The 21,898-nt window shown below is 54.1% G+C and carries 24 protein-coding genes; 8 read left to right on the top strand and 16 right to left on the bottom strand.

All coding sequences use genetic code 11. The annotated features are described in order from the left end of the window. The first annotated feature begins 2 nt into the window (after positions 1-2). The 7 genes from PSR63_RS12560 (at position 3) to PSR63_RS12530 (ending at position 10,808) form a co-directional block, all read left to right on the top strand. Positions 3-383: a hypothetical protein gene (locus PSR63_RS12560; RefSeq protein ID WP_274333790.1), complete on the top strand. Its 381-nt coding sequence runs from the start codon at positions 3-5 to the stop codon at positions 381-383. A 4-nt stretch (positions 384-387) separates the two neighbouring features. Further along, on the top strand, positions 388-1,446 hold the full coding sequence (locus tag PSR63_RS12555; protein WP_274333788.1) for a hypothetical protein: 1,059 nt from the start codon (positions 388-390) through the stop codon (positions 1,444-1,446). A gap of 500 nt (positions 1,447-1,946) precedes the next feature. Then, complete coding sequence (locus PSR63_RS12550) at positions 1,947-3,527, top strand: hypothetical protein (RefSeq protein ID WP_274333786.1); 1,581 nt, start codon at positions 1,947-1,949, stop codon at positions 3,525-3,527. 3 nt (positions 3,528-3,530) lie between these two features. Beyond that, on the top strand, positions 3,531-9,008 hold the full coding sequence (locus PSR63_RS12545) for a hypothetical protein (protein ID WP_274333785.1): 5,478 nt from the start codon (positions 3,531-3,533) through the stop codon (positions 9,006-9,008). Between the two features lies 1 nt (position 9,009). Then, complete coding sequence (locus PSR63_RS12540; protein ID WP_274333783.1) at positions 9,010-9,648, top strand: hypothetical protein; 639 nt, start codon at positions 9,010-9,012, stop codon at positions 9,646-9,648. Beyond that, on the top strand, positions 9,638-10,348 hold the full coding sequence (locus PSR63_RS12535) for a hypothetical protein (protein ID WP_274333781.1): 711 nt from the start codon (positions 9,638-9,640) through the stop codon (positions 10,346-10,348). The genes PSR63_RS12540 and PSR63_RS12535 overlap by 11 nt, the downstream gene beginning before the upstream one ends. Before the next feature lie 4 nt (positions 10,349-10,352). After that, complete coding sequence (locus PSR63_RS12530) at positions 10,353-10,808, top strand: hypothetical protein (protein WP_274333779.1); 456 nt, start codon at positions 10,353-10,355, stop codon at positions 10,806-10,808. Between the two features lie 75 nt (positions 10,809-10,883). Here the strand turns inward: PSR63_RS12530 and PSR63_RS12525 are convergent, their stop codons facing one another. The 16 genes from PSR63_RS12525 to PSR63_RS12450 all read right to left on the bottom strand — a co-directional run bounded on the left by PSR63_RS12525 (position 10,884) and on the right by PSR63_RS12450 (position 20,744). Then, entirely contained in the window at positions 10,884-11,270 is a 387-nt protein-coding gene (locus PSR63_RS12525; protein WP_274333777.1) for a hypothetical protein, read from the bottom strand. Then, positions 11,239-11,436, bottom strand: a complete 198-nt coding sequence (locus tag PSR63_RS12520) for a hypothetical protein (RefSeq protein ID WP_274333776.1) — start codon at positions 11,434-11,436, stop codon at positions 11,239-11,241. Before PSR63_RS12520 ends, PSR63_RS12525 begins: the two co-directional genes overlap by 32 nt. Further along, a complete protein-coding gene (locus PSR63_RS12515; RefSeq protein ID WP_274333774.1) occupies positions 11,427-11,792 on the bottom strand; it encodes a hypothetical protein in 366 nt (121 codons plus the stop codon). The genes PSR63_RS12520 and PSR63_RS12515 overlap by 10 nt, the downstream gene beginning before the upstream one ends. Before the next feature lie 290 nt (positions 11,793-12,082). Next, positions 12,083-12,643, bottom strand: coding sequence for a hypothetical protein (locus PSR63_RS12510; RefSeq protein ID WP_274333772.1), 561 nt, complete (start codon positions 12,641-12,643; stop codon positions 12,083-12,085). Continuing rightward, complete coding sequence (locus PSR63_RS12505; protein ID WP_274333771.1) at positions 12,636-13,019, bottom strand: hypothetical protein; 384 nt, start codon at positions 13,017-13,019, stop codon at positions 12,636-12,638. The genes PSR63_RS12510 and PSR63_RS12505 overlap by 8 nt, the downstream gene beginning before the upstream one ends. 167 nt (positions 13,020-13,186) lie before the next feature. Beyond that, positions 13,187-13,618 (bottom strand): hypothetical protein, encoded by a 432-nt coding sequence (locus PSR63_RS12500; RefSeq protein WP_274333770.1) that lies wholly within the window; start codon positions 13,616-13,618, stop codon positions 13,187-13,189. Beyond that, the gene (locus tag PSR63_RS12495; protein ID WP_274333769.1) at positions 13,615-13,848 is read right to left on the bottom strand and encodes a hypothetical protein; all 234 of its coding nucleotides are present in this window, start codon (positions 13,846-13,848) and stop codon (positions 13,615-13,617) included. The genes PSR63_RS12500 and PSR63_RS12495 overlap by 4 nt, the downstream gene beginning before the upstream one ends. A gap of 12 nt (positions 13,849-13,860) precedes the next feature. Continuing rightward, entirely contained in the window at positions 13,861-14,247 is a 387-nt protein-coding gene (locus PSR63_RS12490; protein WP_274333767.1) for a hypothetical protein, read from the bottom strand. Beyond that, a complete protein-coding gene (locus PSR63_RS12485) occupies positions 14,240-14,884 on the bottom strand; it encodes a hypothetical protein (RefSeq protein ID WP_274333766.1) in 645 nt (214 codons plus the stop codon). Before PSR63_RS12485 ends, PSR63_RS12490 begins: the two co-directional genes overlap by 8 nt. A gap of 75 nt (positions 14,885-14,959) precedes the next feature. Continuing rightward, a complete protein-coding gene (locus PSR63_RS12480) occupies positions 14,960-16,795 on the bottom strand; it encodes a DnaB-like helicase C-terminal domain-containing protein (RefSeq protein WP_274333764.1) in 1,836 nt (611 codons plus the stop codon). A 481-nt stretch (positions 16,796-17,276) separates the two neighbouring features. Further along, positions 17,277-17,555, bottom strand: coding sequence for a hypothetical protein (locus tag PSR63_RS12475; protein WP_274333763.1), 279 nt, complete (start codon positions 17,553-17,555; stop codon positions 17,277-17,279). A gap of 76 nt (positions 17,556-17,631) precedes the next feature. After that, a complete protein-coding gene (locus tag PSR63_RS12470; RefSeq protein ID WP_274333761.1) occupies positions 17,632-18,165 on the bottom strand; it encodes a hypothetical protein in 534 nt (177 codons plus the stop codon). After that, positions 18,165-18,413 carry a hypothetical protein gene (locus tag PSR63_RS12465; protein WP_274333759.1) on the bottom strand — a complete coding sequence of 83 codons (249 nt, stop codon included), beginning with the start codon at positions 18,411-18,413 and terminating at the stop codon, positions 18,165-18,167. Before PSR63_RS12465 ends, PSR63_RS12470 begins: the two co-directional genes overlap by 1 nt. After that, entirely contained in the window at positions 18,403-19,236 is an 834-nt protein-coding gene (locus PSR63_RS12460) for an AAA family ATPase (RefSeq protein ID WP_274333757.1), read from the bottom strand. The genes PSR63_RS12465 and PSR63_RS12460 overlap by 11 nt, the downstream gene beginning before the upstream one ends. 21 nt (positions 19,237-19,257) lie before the next feature. Then, complete coding sequence (locus PSR63_RS12455) at positions 19,258-20,325, bottom strand: PD-(D/E)XK nuclease family protein (RefSeq protein ID WP_274333755.1); 1,068 nt, start codon at positions 20,323-20,325, stop codon at positions 19,258-19,260. Between the two features lie 122 nt (positions 20,326-20,447). Next, positions 20,448-20,744 carry a hypothetical protein gene (locus tag PSR63_RS12450; protein WP_274333753.1) on the bottom strand — a complete coding sequence of 99 codons (297 nt, stop codon included), beginning with the start codon at positions 20,742-20,744 and terminating at the stop codon, positions 20,448-20,450. Between the two features lie 100 nt (positions 20,745-20,844). Here PSR63_RS12450 and PSR63_RS12445 point away from each other — a divergent pair, with 100 nt between their 5' ends. Then, positions 20,845-21,894: a site-specific integrase gene (locus PSR63_RS12445; RefSeq protein WP_274333751.1), complete on the top strand. Its 1,050-nt coding sequence runs from the start codon at positions 20,845-20,847 to the stop codon at positions 21,892-21,894. The last annotated feature ends 4 nt before the right edge of the window (positions 21,895-21,898 follow it).

The raw sequence follows: 21,898 nt of genomic DNA, 5'->3' as shown, positions 1-21,898 counted from the left end.
ATATGCGAGTGCGACATCCAAGCCAGATGGGCGGCATGCCCCCGCTACCAACAGCAGCAACACCCACTCAGCCTCAGGGCACCAGTCAATACTATGGCAGCCCCTACGGCTACGGTGGCAGTCAAGCCTATGGCTCCTACGGCATGTATCCACAGCAGCAGAGCTGGGGCATGCAGAACAGCTACAGTGGTGGCTATGGCGGCCAGGGACCACGTAGCTATGGCTACTTCATGCCACAGATGCCCTATTACAATCCTGGCTATGGCACTGGCTTCATGGGTGGTGGCACCTTCAGCAATCGCAACTACATCAACCCACAGTCTGCCATGTACCGCAGCCCCTCGTCTTATCGCATGACCAACCGCACCTCTTACCTGGGTTAATCACATGGCTTACCAGTACACTTCCAGCGGTGGCCTAAGCTCAGGCTTTGGTCCCAGTCCAATCGACAAGATTGGCTATAACCAATACCTGCAAGAGCGCGCTATGGCGAACGCTCTGAATCAACGCTATGGCAACCTGAACGTACGCACTGTCAATGGGCGCAAGCAGGCCAAGGTGGATGGTCAGTGGCGTGACCTAGACTCCTCAGGCAATGTGATCACTCAATCACAAGGCTCTGGTAGCTCACTGCCTGCACGTATCGACCAAGCCTACCAGGATGCCAAGAACGCCAATGAGGAGCGTTACCAGGACATCCTGGGGCAGTACAACACGCTTGGCCAGGACGCACTAGCAGAGAGCAAAGCACGCCAGGGCTACCTCACTGGCATGGCACAAGATCGTGTGAACCAAGCCATGGGCATTGTCTCTGGCATGGGTGCAGGTGAAGCCAATCGCATCAATCGAGCTTACGATGAACTGGCATCGCGTCAGCATCAAAACCTCACCTCGCGTGGACTGAACGCCAGCACCATCAAACCCACAGTGCAGAGTGCTGTAGAGCGAGATCGCCAGGATAGTCTGATGCAGCTTGGTGATCGTCTTCGTAGTGGCTACCTCGGTGCCTACCTGCCAACCTCAGGCGACCTACTGAACACGGCTGGCCAAACCTCAGGCGGCAACATCGACCTGATGACAGGCATTCAGCAGAACAAGCTGGGCTTCATGGAGCGTCGTAACGATGTCTACCCTGACCTGGGGCTGTATGCACAGCTTGCCCAGGCTTACGGTCAGGGAGCCTATGGACGCACGCCCTACGGTGCCTATGCAGGTTACAGCAGCAGCCCACAGTACAACATCCCTGGGGCCTCTTATGGCGCACCCATGGGTGTCGTAAGCACATCTGCCTATGGCAATGGCGTGCCTGGCAATCAGGTGCAGCAGCCGCAGGGCAACCCTACATTCAATCCACAGATTCAGGCCCCTTCGATCTTCCAGGGTGCAGTGCCTAAGCCAAGGCAGCAGTTCAATCCAGCGATCCAAGGTCAGTCGATCTTCGCATAGGAGGCTCTAGTGGCTATCAAAAAATGCAATACATGCAAGAGAGCCATCCCACTTAATGGCTTTCACAGAGACAAGTCTACCGCAGATGGCCTCGCCAGGAAGTGCAAGGAGTGCATTCGAGAGTATGGCCTGAGATACCGCGAGGAAAACAAGGAGAGGATCATTAAGGAGAGGGTCAGGTACTACCAGAGGAATAAGGACAGGATAGACGAGCGAAACTCAAGATGGCGATCTGACAACACTGAAAAGTCCCGCCGCATTGCCAGAGAGGCTGCCAAGAGACAGAGGGCAGAAAACCCAGGCAAGGCAAAGGCAAGACATGCCGTAAATCATGCCGTTCGAGATGGGCGGCTCTACAAGCCAACTGGTTGCAGCTACTGCGGATCAGTCGTGCGTGTTGAATCTCACCACCACAAAGGCTATAGCGTGGAGCGTTGGCTGGATGTTATCTGGCTATGCAGAAAATGCCATAGACATGCACATGTCACGGAGAAGACAACATGCCAATCTCTGTAGGATATCTTCCTGCTGGTGTCGTAGGCGACACGCTCGATCTTGCTCACATGGCAGGTGAACGTGCCTCGCAACAGCAGGCCGCACAGCGCATCGAGCAGCAACAGCTTGCCTATGCCCAACTGGCACAGCAGTACAACTTGGCACAGCAGGGTCGCTATGACAACTACGCTGCCCAAGCCAGTAAGCTGCAAGAGAATGCACGCTACCGCGACTTTCTGCAACAACGTGACCAAGCCAATAACGAGGCCAGGGCGCAGCTAGAAGGCTTTCAGCAGCAGCAGGCAAATCAACGCGCAGCAGCTGTTACCAGCCGCATGCAGGGCACCCAGGCTGCTCAGATGATGAGCCAGCAGGCTGGTCAGATGCGCACCCAGAGCAATCAGCAGTTTGCTCAATTGCAACAGGCTGCCTCCCAGGGTGATGCCAGTGCATCCTCCCTGGTGAGTGACTACCAGAAGCACATGCAAGGCGCTCAACGCGCCTACAACAACATCTCTCGCAAGTACTCCCATGATCCTGCCAAGCTGGCGCAAGCCTCCATGGCATTGGAGCAGAAGCGTGCTGAGTGGATGGGCAACAACTATCAGCAGTGGAAGGGTTCGCAGCCACTGCCGATAGAGCAGCAGATCATGCAGCAGCGATACTCGCCAGATGGCATGTACCAGTCTGGTGCTGACGGAAAGTCTGTGATTACTCCCTGGGCAGAGAGGAAGCAGAAGCAGATTGAGACTGCCAGGGAATCGCACATATCACGACAGCGCGATATGCCGCAAGCCCACAAGGTAAGCGTGAAGGTGAGTGGTGGCATCGGTGAAGACCCCAAGACCGACATGCAGGATGTCGATGTCTCCAGTACATACAAGGAATTGTTCAACAAGCAGAACAACGACCTGCTATCCATCGACCTTCAGCGTGCCGAGAAGGACTACTGGGACAGCATGTATAACAACCTTGCCATGGAAGGCAATCAGCTTGAGCGGGAGTTAATCAAGGCTGGTCGAGATCCAGAGGAGAGTCAAGCCATGCAATCGCATGACAGTCGATTGTACAGCGTCTTCCAGAGATTCCAGAGCGAGCAGGAGAAGCTGAAGGGGCTTGAGCAGGAGTATGATGCCAGGGACTACGCCAGCAAGCTCGACACTCAATACTGGCAGGACATGAAGAACTACCAGGATTTCTCTGGCAACAAGGTGATCGGCTTAAACCAAACCCGCGACAATGAGTGGAACACCGCCCTGAACACCAGCATCCAGAGCACGATGAATCAGCCGCCACTGTCACCCCAGGAGATGCCAGCACCTGAGATGCTGTACACTTTCGACGTAACCAGTGGTGGCGGATTTCATCCTTCACCCGCTGGGAATACATATGGCATAGGTCCAGAAGGACAGTCCTACATTCAAGATGAGAGTGGCGGGTGGTCACCGTCTGGACATGGATACAGTGACAGGGGGCAAGACTTCTACGCCAACCCAGAAAATGTTTTACAGAGCCTGAGTGAAAGCGGGGTTTCCGCCACTCTACGCGGGCAACAACCTGACCAATCAACCCAGTATTTCGAGTAGCTTATGTACCCTCAGGATGCGCTATCCCCTGAGCAAAAGACGCAGCTCTACACTCAGCGTCTTGACAACCTCTTGCAGCAAGCCCAGGCAGCCAACGATGAACAGGCTGTCTACCACCTGGGCAAGATGAAGCAGTTCATTGGCACTGACCCCATGCAGACGCAGGGGCAGATGCGACTGGACTATGCTGAAGCAGTGGAAGCCTTGGGTGCTCGTCGCAATGGCGAGATGAAGAAGGATCTACCAACATCCTTTGAGCGTGCTCTCAGCGGCAAGTTTGAGTTCAAGGATGATGGCACTAGTCTCAATGCAATGTTCAAGGACATTGGAGAGAAGGGCAGTGACAGCAAGCACTACACAGCACCCCTGGATAAGTTCACACCGACTGCGGCTGCCTATGCTTTTGGTGAGGATCGCACCAACGCCCTGCGCAAGTATCACGAGCTACGTGATTCTGGCCAGCTTGCCAAGATGCCCTACAAGGAGAAGCAAGCCCTAGCAGCCATGATGGCTCACCAGGTGCGTGCCCAGAACAATGGGCTCCTGGGTGCCATTGGTGATACGCTCATGGGCTCCATCGGTGAACTGGGTGAGACAGTCGCCACAGGCAGTCCCTTCGGCTTGGCGGGTATGCCAGCCACAGGTGGGCTGCGCGGTGCCATGCGTGGTGCCACCGAGCCATTCTCTCAAGCCACTCCTGTGATGGATGGGCAAGGCAACCTGGCAGATATCCAGACCGACGTGGCACGCACTGAAGGTGAAGTGCTGGACAAGGTGCGAGAGAAGGCAGTCGAGGGCACGATCACAGGAGCTGTGGAGGCCTTTGGCGGTAAGCTCGTGGGCATGGGCATCTCCAAGCTGGGTAGCAAGATCCCTGGACCTGTGGGCAAGTTCATTGGTGATATCAGTGAAGAAGCTGCCACCAATCCTAATTTGCTCACCAGGGCTGCACGTGGTGCTGCGGTATCTGGCATTGCTGGGGAACTGGCAGAAGAAGAGATTGAGCCAGCCTTGCAATGGGCAGCCAAGAGCGTACAGGCAGGAGAGATCACAGAGCGAGAAGCGGGTATCGTTGAGAACCTGGCTCGTGGTGCAGCAGGCGACCAGGAAGCTCTCAAGCAGGGTATCGCTGGGCTGGTAACAGTGGGTGTCCTGGCAGGGCCAGTGGACGCAGCAGCCACCGCACCTGTGATTAAGAAGGCGTTCGCCAAGGATGCCACCACAGAAGACATCAACACGCTTGTCAACCTGATGCCACCAGCACAGCTTCAGGAGCTGGCCAGGGCACGCTCTCGCAAGCAGATGCAGGATGCTACGGGTGAGAAGTATGTCGGCAGTGAGGAGCATCGCAAGAAGGTGATGGCTGCTGCCCAGGCAGAGATTGATCGCCGCAAGGGGGATGATGACGACCCAGAAGCCCCAACCCCTGGAGCGAACTGGCCCGTGGGACCACAGGGAGGGCCACCCATTGAGGCTTCTGCGGAACTGCCTGAGAGCCCACAGAACGCACCAAAAGGCTCTGTGGTGGCTTCGGAGGAGGAGGTGGGCATTGCAGCCATGCAGGCTCCCACGGCATCAGGAGATCCACCCACTGCCACTGAAGTGGATATGGCACAGATGCCCAACAATGCAGGTGTCTTGCCACGCTATGAGCCACAGCAGTTTGAGGACAAGGTGGCGGGCACTACGATCAAGCCCATGCGGGATGCAGCCATTGTCATCCAACAGATTGCCAAGGATGGTGGTCAGGCGGTCATGCACCTCTCGCCCAAACAACTAAAGAACCTGAAGGCTGATGGCGCTCTGGGTGTCTACTTCCGCAAGACGGGTGATATCGCCATCAATCGCGATACACCAAACCAGATTCTTTACAAGGTGGTCACGCATGAATACGGCCACAAGATGGACATCGAGAGCAAGGAAGGCAGTGCTGTTGCTGCTAGTATCATCAACCGCATGCTCGACCTGGATAAGATTGGCTCGGGCGTCATTCTCGATGTGATCAAAGATGACAAGGCACTGCAAGAGGAGATCTTCAACTTCCAGCAGCACTACATCCCCTACGCCCAGGAGGCACAGCAGGCCTATCAGAAGTCAGGTGCCGAACAGGCAGCCGATGTGATCTCTGGCTTCATCTTTGATCCTGGTCTACTCCAGCAGATGGCACCCAATGCCTACGACCTGGTGAAGTCCAAGATGAAGACCGATCCATCCTTCAAACAGGCATATGATAGCCTGGCCAATTACTACCACTCAGGGCAGTGGCATGTCGATGTGATTAAGGATGGCATGGCCTATGTGGAAGCAGGCATTAAGACCAGCGATGAGATTCAGCGTCGTAAGAAACTTAGCATTCTAAAGAAACGCCAGGCGGGCAATCCTTCCGAGTTGTGGATCTCAGATGAGTTCGGCCTGATGCGCAACCTAGCCATCGAAGCTCACAAGAAGGAACGTGCTGCCCAGGGCAAGCCACCCCTGCTGAGCAAGAAGGGTCTTGAGCATTACTTCCTGGGCTCCAAGAAGGCAGAAGCCTACCAAGATCAGCTCTTCCAGGATGAGGGTACGATCAATCGCATCTCCTTGGGCGGCGAAAGGGCACAGACCACTGCTGCACGCTCCGTGGTGGCAGCCCATGAGGCAGGTGTGCCTATGGAGGCCATCGGCAACTACTGGATGCTCCTGGCACAGACAACCGAAGGCACACGCGCCAATGAGAGCAGCTTTGTCAGCAATGACGTGAGGACTGATCCAGAGGGCGCTAGGAGCCTCTTAGACGCACTTGAGAATGAGATACGGCGATCACATGGACAGCAGGCTCTCGACGCTCTCCTGGCTGCTGTGAGGGATATGCGAGGCTTTCAGCAGTACACGCTGGATAGCGCCTACGAACTGGGTTATGTGCCTGATGAACTGTACAACCAGCTCAAGGGCAAGGTGTACTCTTCACAGGAAGACCTCAGCCGCAAGCTGTTTGAAGGCAGTGATCTCTACAACATGAACGCGGCGGTCACAGGGGCTACCAGTGGTACAGCCGTAGGCGATGTTGTAGGTGACAGCCTGGCTAAGTCTCTGGTGCTTCTGAAGCAAGCCCTGGCAGACTTCAAGCGTAAGTCTTACGTGCGACTGCTGGAGCGAGTGGATTCTGAGAAGGCATACGCCAGGGAGTGGAGCAGGGAAGAGATCGAGCAGGAACTGCGTGTCATTGGGCAGTGGTATGAAGAAGCTGGTATTGATATCAGCACACGCCAGGTTGACGACAAGGCCAAGATGGATGGCATCTCAGAGCGTCTTGCCCTGGAAGGCAGGCTGTTCAAGGTGAAGGATGGCGAAAGCTTTAAGATCTATGAGGCGCCTCAGTGGTTCACCGACATGATGGAGAAGGGTCGCATGGAAGACCGCAGGGCTTTGCTCTGGGGTATGCAATTCCTGGGAAAGATGAACAACAACAAGTACATCTCCCAGTTGCTGTTGTCGGTTAGCCCTACCTTCGGAATCAACGAACTCTACCGTACTTCCATTGGCTCAGCAGCCAAGATCGCCTTTGATATCAGTGGCAGTGCAGCCAAGGAGTTTAGTGTCTCGTTTGTGCGTGACATGTCACTTGTGATGTCTGGGCAGAAGTCTCTACGTGAGATGATCGAGTACAACGAGGATGCTGGCCTAAAGCCTGATGCCTTCCGCACTGAAGTGATTGACATGCAGGGTGAAGCCACCAAGGGCGATGGTCAATTGGTGCGCAACATGGCAGGCAAGTCGAACTCCCTGGCAGACATTCACGATCCCGATAAATCACATCTCGGGCATGTGATGATGGGTGGTGTCGTCTCGCGATGGGGCTTTGTCAGGGCTTCGGTCGAGAAACCTTTTCAGCACCTGAGAGCCAAGGCGACTGGTCGCATGGAGGATCGCACCAAGCAGGAGTTATCCTCGCAGAAGCTGGATACCATGATCGACCAGGGTTTACTGCTTACCCATGCTACGGAAATCGTAGCAAAGAACGCAGCCTTGAAGGCCCTGGAGAACAGCGGCATGACCAGGGAGCAGGCAGCCACCTACGTGCAGACTGAGATCGGCAACCCTGTCTTCGATAAGAGCCCAGTCTCTGCCATGCTCAGCATTCTCTCGCCTTTTGCCAGGGCCAAGACAGCAGGTCTAAGCAATCTATGGACTGACCTGAAGTTCTATAAGCGCAGGCTACTGCTGAAGGGCGCTGCCTTTGCGATACCCATGTATGGCATGGCAAAGATCGCAAGCGGTGTTTTCATGCACCTGACTGGCTTTCTGCTTGCTGACGACGAGGACGAACGCCAGGAGATGGTGAAGTCCTTCTGGTACTCCTACGACAATCTGCCTGGCTGGCTGTTCAACGGTGCAGTGCCACTGCTGTTCTATGGCGGTAAGGATGAGGAAGGCGAGCATCAGTGGGTAGCCTATCGCGTGCCTATGTCGCATGAATATGCACCTGCCTTCATTGCTGCGCACCGCCTGCAAAACATATTCATGCAGGAAACCAAGCCCGAAGGCATGGGGCAGGGCGAGTACATCAAGGAGCAGTCCTTGGACGTGATCACGGAAGGATTGAAGACTTACGGTATCACAGCCCTTGGTCCGATCCATGAAGCGGTCACACTGCCTGCTTTGATGGACAATAGCGTCAGCGGCCCTGTCGAAGGACCCTATGACACATTCCAAGGCAAGCGAGTCACTGACCCTGAAGAAATCAAGGAATGGTATGGGCGCAAGGTCTTTGGTCCTTTGGCTACCTTCTACAATGAAGCACAGCGTGAACTGGCTGGCGAGAAGAAGAAGGGCTTTGCACGCAAGCCTGGAATTGTTGGGCAGTACCTGTTCCCTGGAAGCTATGTGATCGATCCAGGTGAAAAGACAGAAGCTGACTATGCACAGGAGAACTGGGATAAGGATGGGCGCACGCCCAAGTCCTACTTCGACAGTGTTGGCTTGAGTAGTGAATACAAGGGAAGCTCTAAGTGGGCAAGGCAGACACCACAGCGTGAAGAAGACGCACTGCGGAAAGCCTACTTCAATGCCTATCTAGCACCACTGGATCGCTACCGACAACTGCTGCGTGATTATCAGATCGCTCCAACTGAGGTGCATAAGACAGCCCTGGAAGGCGAGCTGGTGGCTTCTGCCAAGGATGCGGGCAAACAGCTGCGAGTCTCTTCATCGCTACGCACAGACGACATGGACAGCCGTGTGAAGGACAGCCTGGTCAATGACTATCTGAATGTGATCAAGCAGCAGCGTAACGCACATCGCAAGCAGGTTCCCAGGGATATCCAGCGTGCCGACAAGCTCGTCAGCATCTACGAGAAAGCTCTTGACAAGGCAGGCATCAGTCCTGACATCAATGCCAATCGCAGTGAACTGGGTGCAGCCATGAAGCGACATGAGCAATATAAAGGCCGCATGAAGCATCGCATCGAGAAGTTGGTCCTACAGAATCACAGGGAGAATTAGTATGAAGCAAAAGTGGCTTGCGGTGCCTCTCCTCGCAGCCGTATTACTTGTTGGCAGTCACACCTCTAGCAATGTGATCCAATACTTCCAGAGACAGCCTCTGGACCTCTCACGCCCACCAGCCGATGTGCCCTTCGACCTGCGGGTGAAGAACTACTGGGGTGGCTCATGCTACCACGCATCGACGCAGGTAGCTCTACGGTGGGCAGACAAAGGTGCCGTTGCTGACAACTGGCGCAACACTTATGGGCATGGAGCCAGTACATGGGACATTGCACGTGTCCTGGATCATTACAAGATCCCCTACAAACGCACCCAGCACTCTGGCCAGGGTGCCAATGAGAATGGTGATATCCGAGTCTTGGACTATGCCCACAATCACAGACTCGTGGCGGCGATCACCTACTACCCAGAACACGCTATCAGCTTTCTAGGCTGGGTACAGAAGGATGGCAAAGAGTACGCCTGCCTTCTGGATAACAATCGTATCAATGACTTTATCTTTGTGGAGAAGTCTACGTTTCTGTGGAATTGGCGCAACAAATACTCAGGAGGAGCCATTGTGCCACTGGTGAAGGCACCACCGCCGAAACCATACAATCCACACGACTATCTTGTGGAGAGAGAGAATGAAGAGTAAATGGCCAGTGATCGGCCTACTGATCGCATTGCTGCTGGGTATCTCGATTGGCCATGAGCCAGCACCCGCAGTAGAGAACAACATGGCATTTGTGGATGAGATCCACAGTGTCGAACTGCCCGAGGGCAGGAGGTGGTACACGGTCCTCGTGACCCAAGGCGAGACTCACATCGACGAATGGTTTGAGAGTGACACTCGCCTGAAGAAGCTCAAGGATTCCACTGAGTGGCGACACTACGAATCCAAGAGCCCAGTCTTCAAGAGTCACCTCATGTCGTCCTATGGCAATGACTATCCGATCCTGGTAGTTCAGGATGTGGATGGCGCCATGCGGGCACAGCTTGGTGGTACTCAACTGAAGGCCATTGTGGACCCAGACCAGCTCGTGCAGGCACTGGACTACGCATGTGATACCCTGCGTCCCAAGGCACGCTACATGGCCTGGCGACCCTGGAGTAGACCCTGCCCTGGTCCTTACTGCCCAGCACCACAGCCTGAGCCTCAGCCAAAGCCTCAACCTCTGGTGGTAACGCCTGACGAGAAGCCTGTGGTTGAGACGCCCTGGCTAGATTGGCTCATTGGTAAAGCAGCCACTGGAGCAGCAACATCGTTCCTCAGTGGCAACCCTTATATCGGTGGTGGCCTGGCGGCAGCTGCTGGCGTACTACTCTTACTCAAGCGACGAAAGAAAAGGAAATAATCACATGGCTGAGATTTTAGCAAACCCCTACGTGCAACTGGCCCTGATCGGTGGGCTGGTCTACTTGCTGCTGTTTAGCAAGGACGACGACAAGGATGGCAACCGTGAGATTACGATCCCTGGCCTGGACAAGGACGTGGAGATCGACAAGCGGGTGATTCAGGACTTGGTGAGCCGCATGAGCGCCAGCGGCTTGGGGCAGATCGCTGACCTGTTGGCTACTCTGCTTAGCGGTAACGCTGCGGAGATCCAGGCACAGGCCAAGGTGATGAGCAAGCAGCTTGATAACTCGGCTGGCAAGTATGCCATGCTGGGCGATGGTGTGCGTGCCTACATGAGCGAGATGAGCAAGGCCGACCCTGATGAGTTCAGGTCGCTCAAGGCTCACATGGCCAACCTGAGCAAGGATGTGAAGGATAATGCGGATCGCGTACTGAAAGACGAAACGCTGATTGCATAGAAAAAGCACGCCGAAGCGTGCCTTAGACTGGTTGGACGAAAGCCCTGGGTGAAAGCCTGGGGCTTTTTTATTTGTCTACATCAACTGACTCAGGTAGTCGATAATAACGAGGCGAGGTGCAACACACGCTTGAACAGATTGCACTACACACTGGGCCAAGCAGACCGTGGCTGGAACTATCGGGAACGCTGCAAACAGTGGCGGGAACACTGCAAACACTTTGCCTTCACTGTCTTCTGAATTTGAGATTATCACCCAGCATGCTATAGCAGCGGCGGTGAGCACCGCGACGATCACAGTGGCCAGTACAATCCCCCAGCACAAGCCCTCGTAAAACTTCCAGGCCACAATCTCCTGTGCTACCAATGGTGCCTGCTCCAGCACAAACTCTTCAGCACCTTCTGCCCACTGCATAACCTTATCCAGTGAATCAACCAGTCGTTCTTTCACTTGTTCGTCCATCTTCCACAATCTCCTTCCAGAGTTTTCCAATGTCTTCCAGCCAAACACCTGTTGGCTGCTTAATCTGATTCTTGTCTCGCCACTCAAAGTGCTGAGCCATGTAGCTCACAAAGAACTCCTGCTTGCCACCAGCTTCAGCAGCTTCTTTCAGCTTGCCTACGTCCAATTGGCATCCCCTACGCAGTTCAAGTGATAAGTGTCACCACGCCCCTGGGTGACGTTCTCGTAGGCTTTGGTGACGACAGGCATGTGTCGCTCCTGCCCCGACAGGCGGTCGGCACTCCATTTCTCTCGCATCGCCTCTGTGATCTCTCGAATGCGACTGTCAATGTAATGCTCGTCCCACGGTCCAGCCTCATCGCGATTCAAACGCTCCACGATCTCCAGCTCACTGTCTGTCAGCCCAGGAGGCATGGAGGATCGCAGATGCTCGTTCTTGCATTCGCTGCTGCAACAGGGCTTGTAGCGGCTGAACTTGCTGAACCCTTTGCCGCATATCGCGCATTGCTTTTCTGTGCTCACCGCTAACTCCCTGTGTGACTAATATCGAACTTGCGTACACTTCTGCCATGGGATGCTCGCGGCTTAGGAAGTGCGACCCGTGTCTCGCGCTGCCGAGAGCCTGTAGTGCGGCTCTATCTCCTCCACGCCCTTCTTTAACATCATGTCCACCATGTCGCACATGGGGGCATAGAGCCTGTCTTGGCACCCACGGCAGAGATCCACTTGGCCAGCCGATGTGTGCATCGACTTCGTGTCCATGCGAACATCGACTGTGGCAGCGTCCTCGGCTCCGCAGTTGTCGCATACAATCATCTATCACCTCCTGGGATTACCCCATGGATCTTAGGAATCGGATGTAAATCACATGCCTTGATGGAGTACTTCGTAGTGGCATCGAGGTGCTGGGTGGTGATGATTTCATCAGTGCCCATCCACCCCACAATGTGGCAAAGGGCATGATGCTCACTGGCATCTACCACCACTTGCACGAACGTGGCTTGCTTATGTGTAGAGACTTCTCGCACGTACATCTTGTAGCCCAGGGGATCAGGCTGCTCCTTGCTGATCGCCCTGGCCTTGGCGTCAATGATCGTGCCAGGGATGTCGTAGGGCAGTTGTGGGTTCTTAGAGACAGCGGCCAGGGAGCGACACTCGATCCACTCGCTGTATCTGCCAAGCCAGAAGGCGACAGCAGCTTCACCCAGGATGCCTGTGTAGGAGTCCTGCCACTTGCGATTGGCACGCTCCATCTTGTTGTCGAAGATCAGGGATGGACTATCCCAGTGGCACAACTCCAGAGCAAAATGCTGACACATATCGAGCATCTGGTCAGTGAGACGCACCTGGATCACATGTGATTCGTTAAGCATCCTCACCTCCATTTTCAACTAGTGGAGAATGCCCTGGCAAATAAGAGGAGAGTTCGCTCACTACCTTGGGTAGATCCTCCAGGCGACAGCAGAAGTACCAGGGCTTGCCATCCTCTCGCGTGACAGTACCAGGTGTACCGCCAGTACCCTGGGCATCATCCTCAGCCTGCTTCATGGCCGCCTTGATACTAACCTTCTTTTGGCGCTTCACCTCAATGTGCAGGTTCGGTTGCATGGAGAGGTCAGCCCCCTCTTTGCCGCCATGGCGTGTCTGAGCGATGCCACGCTTGGCCTCTACGCCAGGAAAGAGGTTGTTAAACTCCTTGGCAGCTTCACGCTCGCCAGAGGCACCTTTGACTCGACTAGCCTTGCCCATGGGATACTCCCTTTTTGCCTGCTCGATCATTCTTTGGATGTAGCACATCACTCATTGCTTGCCTTCCATGTCTTCCGCTGGCTTTGCATGATGCGGAAGAAGTTTGCGGCTCATCTCGGCATGAATGAAAAGCGTTGTTGGTAGCTCGTGGGCTGGGTTTGGGCTCATCACTCACCGCCTTTCTGGGCTAGGGCTTGCCTTGGAAACACTCGAAACCGCCAATGAGTCACACCTTGTATTGGCGTATCCTTAACCAACCACTGATTGAAACTGTTCATATGCCCGATTGACTCTAGTCCGTTGTATGCGATGTCAACTTCCTCGTTCGATGGCGGATACCTGTCTCCAGCATCATGCCACTTGAGGTTGTCACGTTCCTCCCGCACCGCTTCAAGTTCGGCCTTGAGTTGGTCACGCTCCTCAGCAATGGCATAAGCGTTAGTTTCAACTTGATCTGTTACGAACTTCAGCTTGCGAATCTCATCACGTGCAGCTTCGAGAAGGCTGACAGGGATCTCGATTAAATGCCTGTCGCATTGGTTGGCATCCTCGATCCAGCTTTGAATATCTAGCGCTGTCGCGTTCGTTTCGTTGCTCATTTCGTGGGTCCTCCCAGGAGGTCACGTGCCTGCTTTTCAATTGACGGGTCTAACCAGTCACGCTTCTGTGGCAGGTCACGGACGATGGATGACAGGACAAACTCCATCGCTTCGATATGCTTAGCTGCCGATCGCAACTCGGCTCCCACTCGCAACATCCCAGGGCGAGACATCAGAAAATCTCCCTGTCGCTTCAGCCCCTCCACATCAAACGATTCACTCTTGGCCATGGTTGTGGCTCCTTAAAACCTGTGAGCGATACTTGAACCCACCTTGAGTACAATCACCTTATGCCCATCCAGTGCCAGCACCTGATCTTCCTCCAGCCACTTGGGCAGACTGTCCACCTTGCGACCCTCAGTCTTTTTGCTGGCCTCTTTGTCCTTCTGGTAGATCACACTCTGATCACCATCTATGATCCAGCCACCCGCTACCTGGCAGGCATCCTTCAGCCCCAGAGACAAGATGGCAATGGCCCTGCGTGCAGCCTTATTGCTCATCTTGACCAGGAGCTTGCCACAGCCCTTGGAGCACACAGAGCCACTGGGTGTCGGCAGCAAGGGTGCCTGGCACTGAGGGCACTGCCACTGCCCCAGAGAGCTGTGTGTGCTCTGGGTAGAATCAGTCATTGGCGTGTTCCTTGATGTAGGCAACTGCCTGCTTGAGGTCATCCAGGGTGACAAAACCAGCTTCGCCACCCTTTTCGCCTGAGGAAGTAAATATCTGGTAGTTGCATGGGTGCTTCACCAAGACAGCACCATTCTTCAAGCGATACGGAAACGCTGGCTTAGGCTCCTCGATCTCAGCACTGACCTTGCCTTCACTCACGGTGATCGTGGTGATAGTGCCTTTGGGGAGAGGATAGCTATCCATAAGGCCATGCTCTGACATCTCGCCAATCCCAAAGGGGCCGTATCCAGGATCGCAGGCGATCAAGACGCTGCCATTGTCATTGCCGTTCAGTCGCAGCCAAGTCGCATTGTCACCTCCACCAAGGTCAATCTTCTCCACCCGTGGGTACTCACTGCCATCCTCTGCTGTGATCCTGATCTGCCACTGGGTGTTGGCGGGTGGGGTGGAGTAGCAGAAGCTATCAACACGCGAGATTCGCCCAGCACCAGCAAGCTGCACGCCAACATCAGTGAGTGCGACCTCCTCAGTGAAGAACACTCGCCTAAAGCCTTCGCACAGTCGCAACTGCGGCCACACCATCTCTTTCTCGGGTTCTTGCACAGGGCTGGCATCCAGGATCTCGACATGGCACATAAGAAGCTCCTTTAGTAACTAGTGTGAACGCGATGAGGAAGTTTTATTCCTCACTTGTGGGAATGTCAATACGAATCAACAGAAATCATCAAACGAGGCAGAGAACTGCACACCCGAGTCAGGCGCATTGAAGGCGTGTTCATCCCAGCTCTTGATCTTTTGCTGGCTCATGTCGAACCACAGATCCATCGGCCAGTCGCCTCTCACAGGGCCACCACGTCGCTTCAGGCAGTTGACCAGCAAAGAGCCCTTGCGAGTGTGGTGCTGAAGCAGAGGGTGCTTCTCAGGCAGCACCTGGGTGATCACCAGGTCGGCTGACTCCTCAATGGCACCACCACCCTTGATATCGGCGTAGGTGGGCATGAAGCGATTCAGGTCAACCTGTCCACCCTTGGGCACTTCCAGGCGAGAAGCGTCAGCACTGCGACTGAGTTGAGCCAAACACAGGATGGCAATGTCGAGCATCTTGCACAGGTCTTTGAACTCCTCGCAGGATGCCTCGATGCTTTCCAGCTTACTGGCACGATCATGCGAGCGAATGAGCTGGATGTAATCCACCACCACAAACCTGACGCCCTTGGTAATCACGTGATTCTTGATCACATCGATCACATTCTTCAGGCGTGGCTTGCACTCACGAATGTACACGCGATCATTCATCTTGGCCGCAGCCTGCATGACCTTCTCGGGGTTGTCATGGAACTGATCCACATCCAGCCCAGTGAGGTACTGCACTGCACGCCCTACCAATTCCTCTCGTGTCATCTCACACGATACAAAGAGAGCAGGGGTTCCTTCCCCTGCGTTCTCGATGCACGCCTGCCATCCTAGCGCAGTTTTGCCATTCCCTGGCCTTGCACAAATAAACCCTAACTGCTTGGGTGCGAGTCCGTCGATACAAGCATTCAGGGTGGGTATCCCTAGCCCATAGTGCATCCTGGTGCCATCCAGGAGCCCTGGCACACATTCCTTTGCCAGGCTTTTCAGATCCGTAGCACTCATGGTCACTTCATCTGAAGTACCTCGTGCGTATCCATACGCTTTCGCCACAGTACCATTGATCCATGCGTCCCTGCGAGGCTTTCCCTGCCTCTCGCACAGCATCCTTACCGCCATCCTGATTTCCTCAGTGGGCACATAGGCTCTTACGAGCGCATCTGCCAAGCTGAGGGCGACTGCCGATCCTGACTTGTCGCTAAGGCCATCCGTGGCTCCATTCCACCGTGAATGGATATACGATCCATCTTCCTCCAGCATCTTCAGCGTATAGTCGCTCAGGGAGCCCTGAGAGGGCTGTAGAACGACGTTCTCGCTGACTTGGACTACTGAATCCTCCTTGTACTGGGAGGCGATCTGAGCGATCTCAGAGGCTTCTACAGGCACAGCCTGAGAGAGATCGCAGGTGCTTTTATTCCAGAAGGGCAATCGCACCAATGAGCCTACCTGCTCAGCGTCTAGCGTGTCGCTGCGTGGGTAAATCTCAGCATGGGATACGTTAGCCTGTTGCAAAACATACCTAGCAAAATTGCGTGCAGTCTTGCAGGGCAACTCTGAATCGAAAAAAACCCACAAGTGGTGCCCCTGGCCTGACTGGCTGGTTTCCACTACATGCTCAATCTCCAGGTCATCTAATGCACCTGACAGCCCACTGCACTCCTCCTTAGCCTCTGTAATTCGTTGCTGGTTATTTTCATCATGGGCGTCAACGTCAATGCACACCATGCGGCACATGTTACCAGGGAGGTGAAAGTACACCCCAATGCTACCCAGCCCTGCAATGTGCTTTTCGCAGTGTTCCATGGCGGGCTTGCATTTCACTGGGCGGAAGTGGCTACCCAGCGGCTCTGCTGCAATTGCATCCTGCCTGCCCCTGGAAACAATGAGATCAAATAGCTGCTGCGCGACAGTCACTAATAATCCTTTCTGCGGGTTTTGCCATGACACTGGGTGCACAGCCACTGCACATCGAGCCAGTGTTCTCTTGTGTAACCCTTGTGGTGGTGCGCTTCGATCTTCTCGCTCGAACTGCCGCATTCATCACATTCAGATGGCTTGGCCAATCTTCCATGTTTAATGGCAGCGCCAACAGCGGCCCTGGCCTTGACCCTCTCTGGGTGCTTCTCCCTGTATCTTCGACACGCCGAGTTCACTGACTCCTTTCCAGGGTCACTTCTCCTCCAGCTATTAAGCTTGTCGGGGTTGTCCTCCCTCCACTTGGTCACCCTGTCAATCGCCTTCTGCCTGTCGGAGTAATACCTACTCCTGTCTCTGGCTCTCGTGCATTCCTTGCACTTATACTGAACGCCATCGCCCCTAGCGCTGCACCTGTGGTAATCCGCAAAGGGCTTGTCTACACCGCAGATTGGACAAACCTTCCGTGATTCCCCCTCCATCACACACCTCCTAAATCTTTTGTCTTCAGCACTGTGATCACAACCACTTGCCCCATGTCCTTCTTGCACACGTAGATCAAGCCTTGATCAGTGCAGAAGAACGCTCCATCGTCATGTGATTCAGGGCAACCTGCCTTGATTCGCTCAATCTGCCATGGCTCACATTCACGTGCCTTGTGCAGGCTCTTGAGCATGTCGCTTCTAGTGCCACCACCGCGTGTCTTGAATCGTTTCAGAGCGTGCCTGGTAACACGTACGTCAGGGCGTTTACTTGCCACTGATGATCTCCTTACCATCTACCTGCCAGCACCATTACTGACAGGCGTTTGTCGCTAGTGAGAACGTCAAGATAAACTAGAACGGGCAGTCCTCGTCAGCAGCCGCACTGGCCGTAGCAGGCTGAGCAGCCGCAGGCTTACCACCGAGAGCCATTTGCAGCTTGGCCTTGACCGTGGGATCGGTCTTAGGTGGCTCTGCCTGTTTCTTGCCCTCGCCACGAGGCAGGCTCAGACGCCAGTTGTCATACGACTTGTCGCCGTTGGTGTTCGGCTTGTTGTAGATGACAATCTCGCTGGCGAATTCACTGCAAGTGTCTGCGGAAGCATACTGCCCCTCAGGCACACCCAGAGCCTTCATGGATGGCTCAAAGAAGTCACTCGATGTGCCTTCCTTTGTCACCCACTTGCCGTTCTCTTGCACTGCTTTCCACAGTGGGATTTGCACCCAGGCAAGGTTATTGCCTTCGATGGGTGTCTCGATACCGCCAGCCAACAGTTGAGCTGTAGGCTTGCAGACAATTTCCAGTACGTCATCACCAAAGTTGTTCTTGGTGAAAACGCGACTGTTGACAGTGGCACGATAGGTGCCAGGATTGAATTTACTTGGCATTAGTCTTTCTCCAATACGATCTTGCCTTTATTGTCAGTTGCCACATACTCTTTCGGCAACCCAGTGCTCAGCTTCAGCTTGCCATTGGATCTCAGTATCTCAAGCACAGACCATGGCGCATCTCTCTCAGGGTCTTCGTCCTCCTGGTAGAAACACAACTGCACTGTACGTTCTGTCTCACGCAGAAAGAACCGAGCCATCGCTGGTGGATCACCCTCCTTCTCAAGTAGTGAGAACTTAGCTACCATCAGAAACCTCCTTCTTCTTCACGATCAGTGGCTTCAATGCACTCCAGAAATTGCTCCAAGCTTCCTGCCCAGTAGCACCCATGTCGATCATGTCGGGCAGGCCACGGAAGCGACCACCGACCGAGTAGCCAGGCCCAGGCTGGGTGCGTAGCACCCGCATGACATCACCCTTCACCTTCATGTCATCATCATTCACGCTGCGCAGGTGGTCGGCCATGACCATGCAGTCGGCCCACTTGAATAGTTCGCTACGCAGTACGCCGTGGATATCAGGCTCCCACTGCATGTAGTCCTCGCCCGAAGGATTCTTTTCCTTCACAGGAATCACATGCGAGAGCAGGATCACCATCACGCCCTTGTTACGCAACTGATCCAGCATGGTGATCCACTGCATGAAGTAGGGCAGCATGTCGCGATGGCCATTGATACCACCAAACCCATTGAACTGCTGGATCGCTTTGTCCAGGCTGCGTCCTTGGGCGTAGTGAGTTTCAATGAACCATTCGCGACACAGGCGAGCTGCACCACCAATGGTGTCGTAGATGAACGTCTTGCGGTCATGGTCTTCATTGACCAGGGCCTGGGTGTCATCCAGCACATCCTGCCACTTGGTGTGAGCAGGCAGGAACTGACAATCATTGCCCGCAGTACCAGCCTGGGACAGTGTTTCGATGCCAAGTTCCTTGTCGTCATAGGCAAAGACAGGCTTGGGCGCAAAAGACGCCATCTCAGTCTTGCCGATTTTCGGCTGCCCAGTCAGCAGGATCGAAGGTGGTCGCACCTTGTCCAGCTTCGTGCGCAGTCTCTCCATTAAATCACTCATCAATTCTCCTTATGAGTAAGGTTAAACAAGCAACTCATTCGCTGTGACCACAACAGAGTCACAGTTGTCTCGGTAAAGGGTGTCCATGGCCGCATGCCAGGCAGTGCCACGATCAGTGTAGTAGCTATCGCCTGGAGCCACAGGAACAATCCCTGTGCTGTTGTAGATGTAACGCCAGTAGTGTTTCTTAGGGCAGCCCAGGTAGCACTCCACTCGCGAATGACTGAGGCGATTGGAATGGCTGCCCGAGTCTTCACGTGATTCTCCACGTGGCTTCCAGTTGGCACTGCTGGGATCGTCTGAGTGTTCACACAGGGCTAGGTATTCACATTCCTTGCCGAATGCCTTGCAGTGCTTGGGGTTCTTCCAGTGGGTGTCTTCTTCTACGCGATTGTCAATCTCCTCGGTGATCTGCACCAGACGCTGTGCCGCCTCACACACGCGATCATTGCTCATGTTCACACGGGGATGGCCGAAGTACTTCGCTGGCTTGCTCATCAGGGCTGCATAGACAGTGTGCTCCAGCATCTCATCGGTTTCCTTGGCACCCTCAGTTCCCATCACGTGGTCATGTGATTCCTCACTGATCTTGTGGCCGCGATAGGTGCAGTGCTCGCCGATCTCCTTTAGGAAGGTAGGTCCAACCACCTTGGGCGATGGCTTGAGATTGACTGCAATGTCATGCACGTGATGTGTGACAGGCAAGTCATTCAGGTGGCACACCATCTGGTACATGCGGATCTGCGGGTCCATGTGGAGCACACGCATGTCGGTAGACATGGGGAAGAAGTCCCACTTGCTGAGCATCTTGTGATCCATGATGCACAGGTTGCCAAAGTCATCGACCAGTAGTTTGTCGAGGTAGCTAATGGTACGCCAGGAGTCACTGAGATTGCAACGCAGTTCAACTTCAATACCTTCTGTCACACCATTGATACTGGCCAGCTTGTAGCGACCAAAGTGATTGAAGCCATCCCAGTGTTCGGCGTAGGCACGCAGCTGGCCTCGCATACAGAACTTGGTGCGATCATCCAGCTGCAATGATTCGCACGTGGCATCAAGAGTGGAGAGAGCTGTAGAAACCTGCATTTGGGCCTCCTTGCGTTGTCAACATCTGAGGAACAGTCCTGCCGCAGATAGTTATTGCAAAGAGGCGTTTTGAACACAAGCATTTTCCTAGAAAAAATCCCACTTGCGGTTGTGGATGCGTACTACTTCTTGTCGTAACCCCTGTCCCTGGTTCGCTCTTTGTACAGATCAACAGCTCTTTTCTTTTTCATCATTTGCAGTAAATAGGCAGTCGTATCGAAGTCGCTGAAGTCGAGTTCACACGAGATCATCTCGTAGAAGTCCAGGTCCAGGCTGGTGCATACATCCCACATGCGCTGGATATTGGGAGCGTGTACATGGCGCGTGCCTCGCTTCTTAGGGTCGAGGTAATCTTCCATGCGGTAGTATGGGCCAGGTGAGTTGTAACCAAGGAACTCACCCATCTGTTTACGATCCATCCCCAGGCACTCGCGAAAAGCCTTGAGGTTTGTTAGAAAGCGCAATACAGGCTCGACAGCCTCGCTCTTTCTATCGTTCTCTGATTCGGGTTTAGGTGGCATGACGAAATCCAAAACTGGCTCGCAGGGCATTACGGGCATTGCGAAAAGAGGGGACATTTATTGGGCTCGCTTTCGTTGTAACAACAAATTGATTCAGCAATCCTTGCACACTAGCAACCTGAGAGTTGCGCGCAGGAAACTGAAAGAACTGCGCGCAACTACTGCACAACAATTTACGAGCATTGACACGTCTGGTCAAGTTAATTCCCAGTGGCACCAGACCAAGGGTGAGGCACTGAGATATATAAAACAGCATGTTTCTGCCAAACAATACGAGGAATATGTACACAGTGCCACACTCTTTCACACGATATGTGCCCCCCATTGTATAGGGGATCTGAATGAGGGGTCTATACTTCTTTTCGTTGAGTCTCGCAGGAAGCAGGTACAGCCTAAAACGATAAACAAGCAGGTTGGTAACTTGCTGAATCTTTTTAAGGTGGCCAGGCAATTGCGTCTGCACGACCTGCCACAGCCCCACTACCAGCGACTGAAGCATACGCCAGGGAAAGAGAGACGCGCCCTGACCGTGGAAGAAATTGGCAAGCTGCTGAAGGCTACTGAGAGGCCGCAGGAGCGCCTTATGTGGCTCACAGCACTGAAGACTGGCATGAGAGCTGGAGAGTTCACGGGGCTCAAGTGGAGGGACCTGAGGAAGGATCACATTGCTTTGCAGGCTAAGGGAACAAAATCGCGCAGGTACAGAGAGATTCCTCTGCCATGTGATTTCATCAAGCAATTGCGTCAGCATCGAGAGCACCCAGAGTATGTCTTTGTGAATACTGCAGGCAATCCCTGGAGGAATAACCTGCTCACACGCTTCTATGTACGCTGCAAGGCTGCTGGCATCAACGATGGCAAGCCAGGCGGCAGTGTGGATATTCACAGCCTGAGAGTCACGTTTGTAACCCAGGCAATCGAAGCGGGCTGTGATCCACGCAGCGTGCAGGAAATTGTAGGCCACTCAACGGTGGAACTGACTTTGAAGATCTACACAAAGTCTACCGATGCGTCCAAACGCAGGGTGAGCGAGCGTCTGCCCTACTAGCTCA

Origin of the sequence: Bremerella sp. P1 (assembly GCF_028748185.1) — a bacterium.
In the GTDB taxonomy this organism is placed as follows: domain Bacteria; phylum Planctomycetota; class Planctomycetia; order Pirellulales; family Pirellulaceae; genus Bremerella.
This window is presented reverse-complemented; position numbering and strand designations above follow the sequence as displayed.

Coding starts and splice junctions, on each gene's coding strand:
- PSR63_RS12560 (WP_274333790.1), top strand. CDS start 3: ATGCGAGTGCGACATCCAAGCCAGATGGGCGGCATGCCCCCGCTACCA.
- PSR63_RS12455 (WP_274333755.1), bottom strand. CDS start 20,325: ATGCAGGTTTCTACAGCTCTCTCCACTCTTGATGCCACGTGCGAATCA.
- PSR63_RS12505 (WP_274333771.1), bottom strand. CDS start 13,019: ATGGGCAAGGCTAGTCGAGTCAAAGGTGCCTCTGGCGAGCGTGAAGCT.
- PSR63_RS12495 (WP_274333769.1), bottom strand. CDS start 13,848: ATGGCCAAGAGTGAATCGTTTGATGTGGAGGGGCTGAAGCGACAGGGA.
- PSR63_RS12485 (WP_274333766.1), bottom strand. CDS start 14,884: ATGTGCCATGTCGAGATCCTGGATGCCAGCCCTGTGCAAGAACCCGAG.
- PSR63_RS12525 (WP_274333777.1), bottom strand. CDS start 11,270: ATGGACGAACAAGTGAAAGAACGACTGGTTGATTCACTGGATAAGGTT.
- PSR63_RS12535 (WP_274333781.1), top strand. CDS start 9,638: ATGAAGAGTAAATGGCCAGTGATCGGCCTACTGATCGCATTGCTGCTG.
- PSR63_RS12555 (WP_274333788.1), top strand. CDS start 388: ATGGCTTACCAGTACACTTCCAGCGGTGGCCTAAGCTCAGGCTTTGGT.
- PSR63_RS12510 (WP_274333772.1), bottom strand. CDS start 12,643: ATGCTTAACGAATCACATGTGATCCAGGTGCGTCTCACTGACCAGATG.
- PSR63_RS12445 (WP_274333751.1), top strand. CDS start 20,845: ATGACGAAATCCAAAACTGGCTCGCAGGGCATTACGGGCATTGCGAAA.
- PSR63_RS12530 (WP_274333779.1), top strand. CDS start 10,353: ATGGCTGAGATTTTAGCAAACCCCTACGTGCAACTGGCCCTGATCGGT.
- PSR63_RS12460 (WP_274333757.1), bottom strand. CDS start 19,236: ATGAGTGATTTAATGGAGAGACTGCGCACGAAGCTGGACAAGGTGCGA.
- PSR63_RS12545 (WP_274333785.1), top strand. CDS start 3,531: ATGTACCCTCAGGATGCGCTATCCCCTGAGCAAAAGACGCAGCTCTAC.
- PSR63_RS12465 (WP_274333759.1), bottom strand. CDS start 18,413: ATGGTAGCTAAGTTCTCACTACTTGAGAAGGAGGGTGATCCACCAGCG.
- PSR63_RS12450 (WP_274333753.1), bottom strand. CDS start 20,744: ATGGATCGTAAACAGATGGGTGAGTTCCTTGGTTACAACTCACCTGGC.
- PSR63_RS12540 (WP_274333783.1), top strand. CDS start 9,010: ATGAAGCAAAAGTGGCTTGCGGTGCCTCTCCTCGCAGCCGTATTACTT.
- PSR63_RS12550 (WP_274333786.1), top strand. CDS start 1,947: ATGCCAATCTCTGTAGGATATCTTCCTGCTGGTGTCGTAGGCGACACG.
- PSR63_RS12490 (WP_274333767.1), bottom strand. CDS start 14,247: ATGACTGATTCTACCCAGAGCACACACAGCTCTCTGGGGCAGTGGCAG.
- PSR63_RS12470 (WP_274333761.1), bottom strand. CDS start 18,165: ATGCCAAGTAAATTCAATCCTGGCACCTATCGTGCCACTGTCAACAGT.
- PSR63_RS12500 (WP_274333770.1), bottom strand. CDS start 13,618: ATGAGCAACGAAACGAACGCGACAGCGCTAGATATTCAAAGCTGGATC.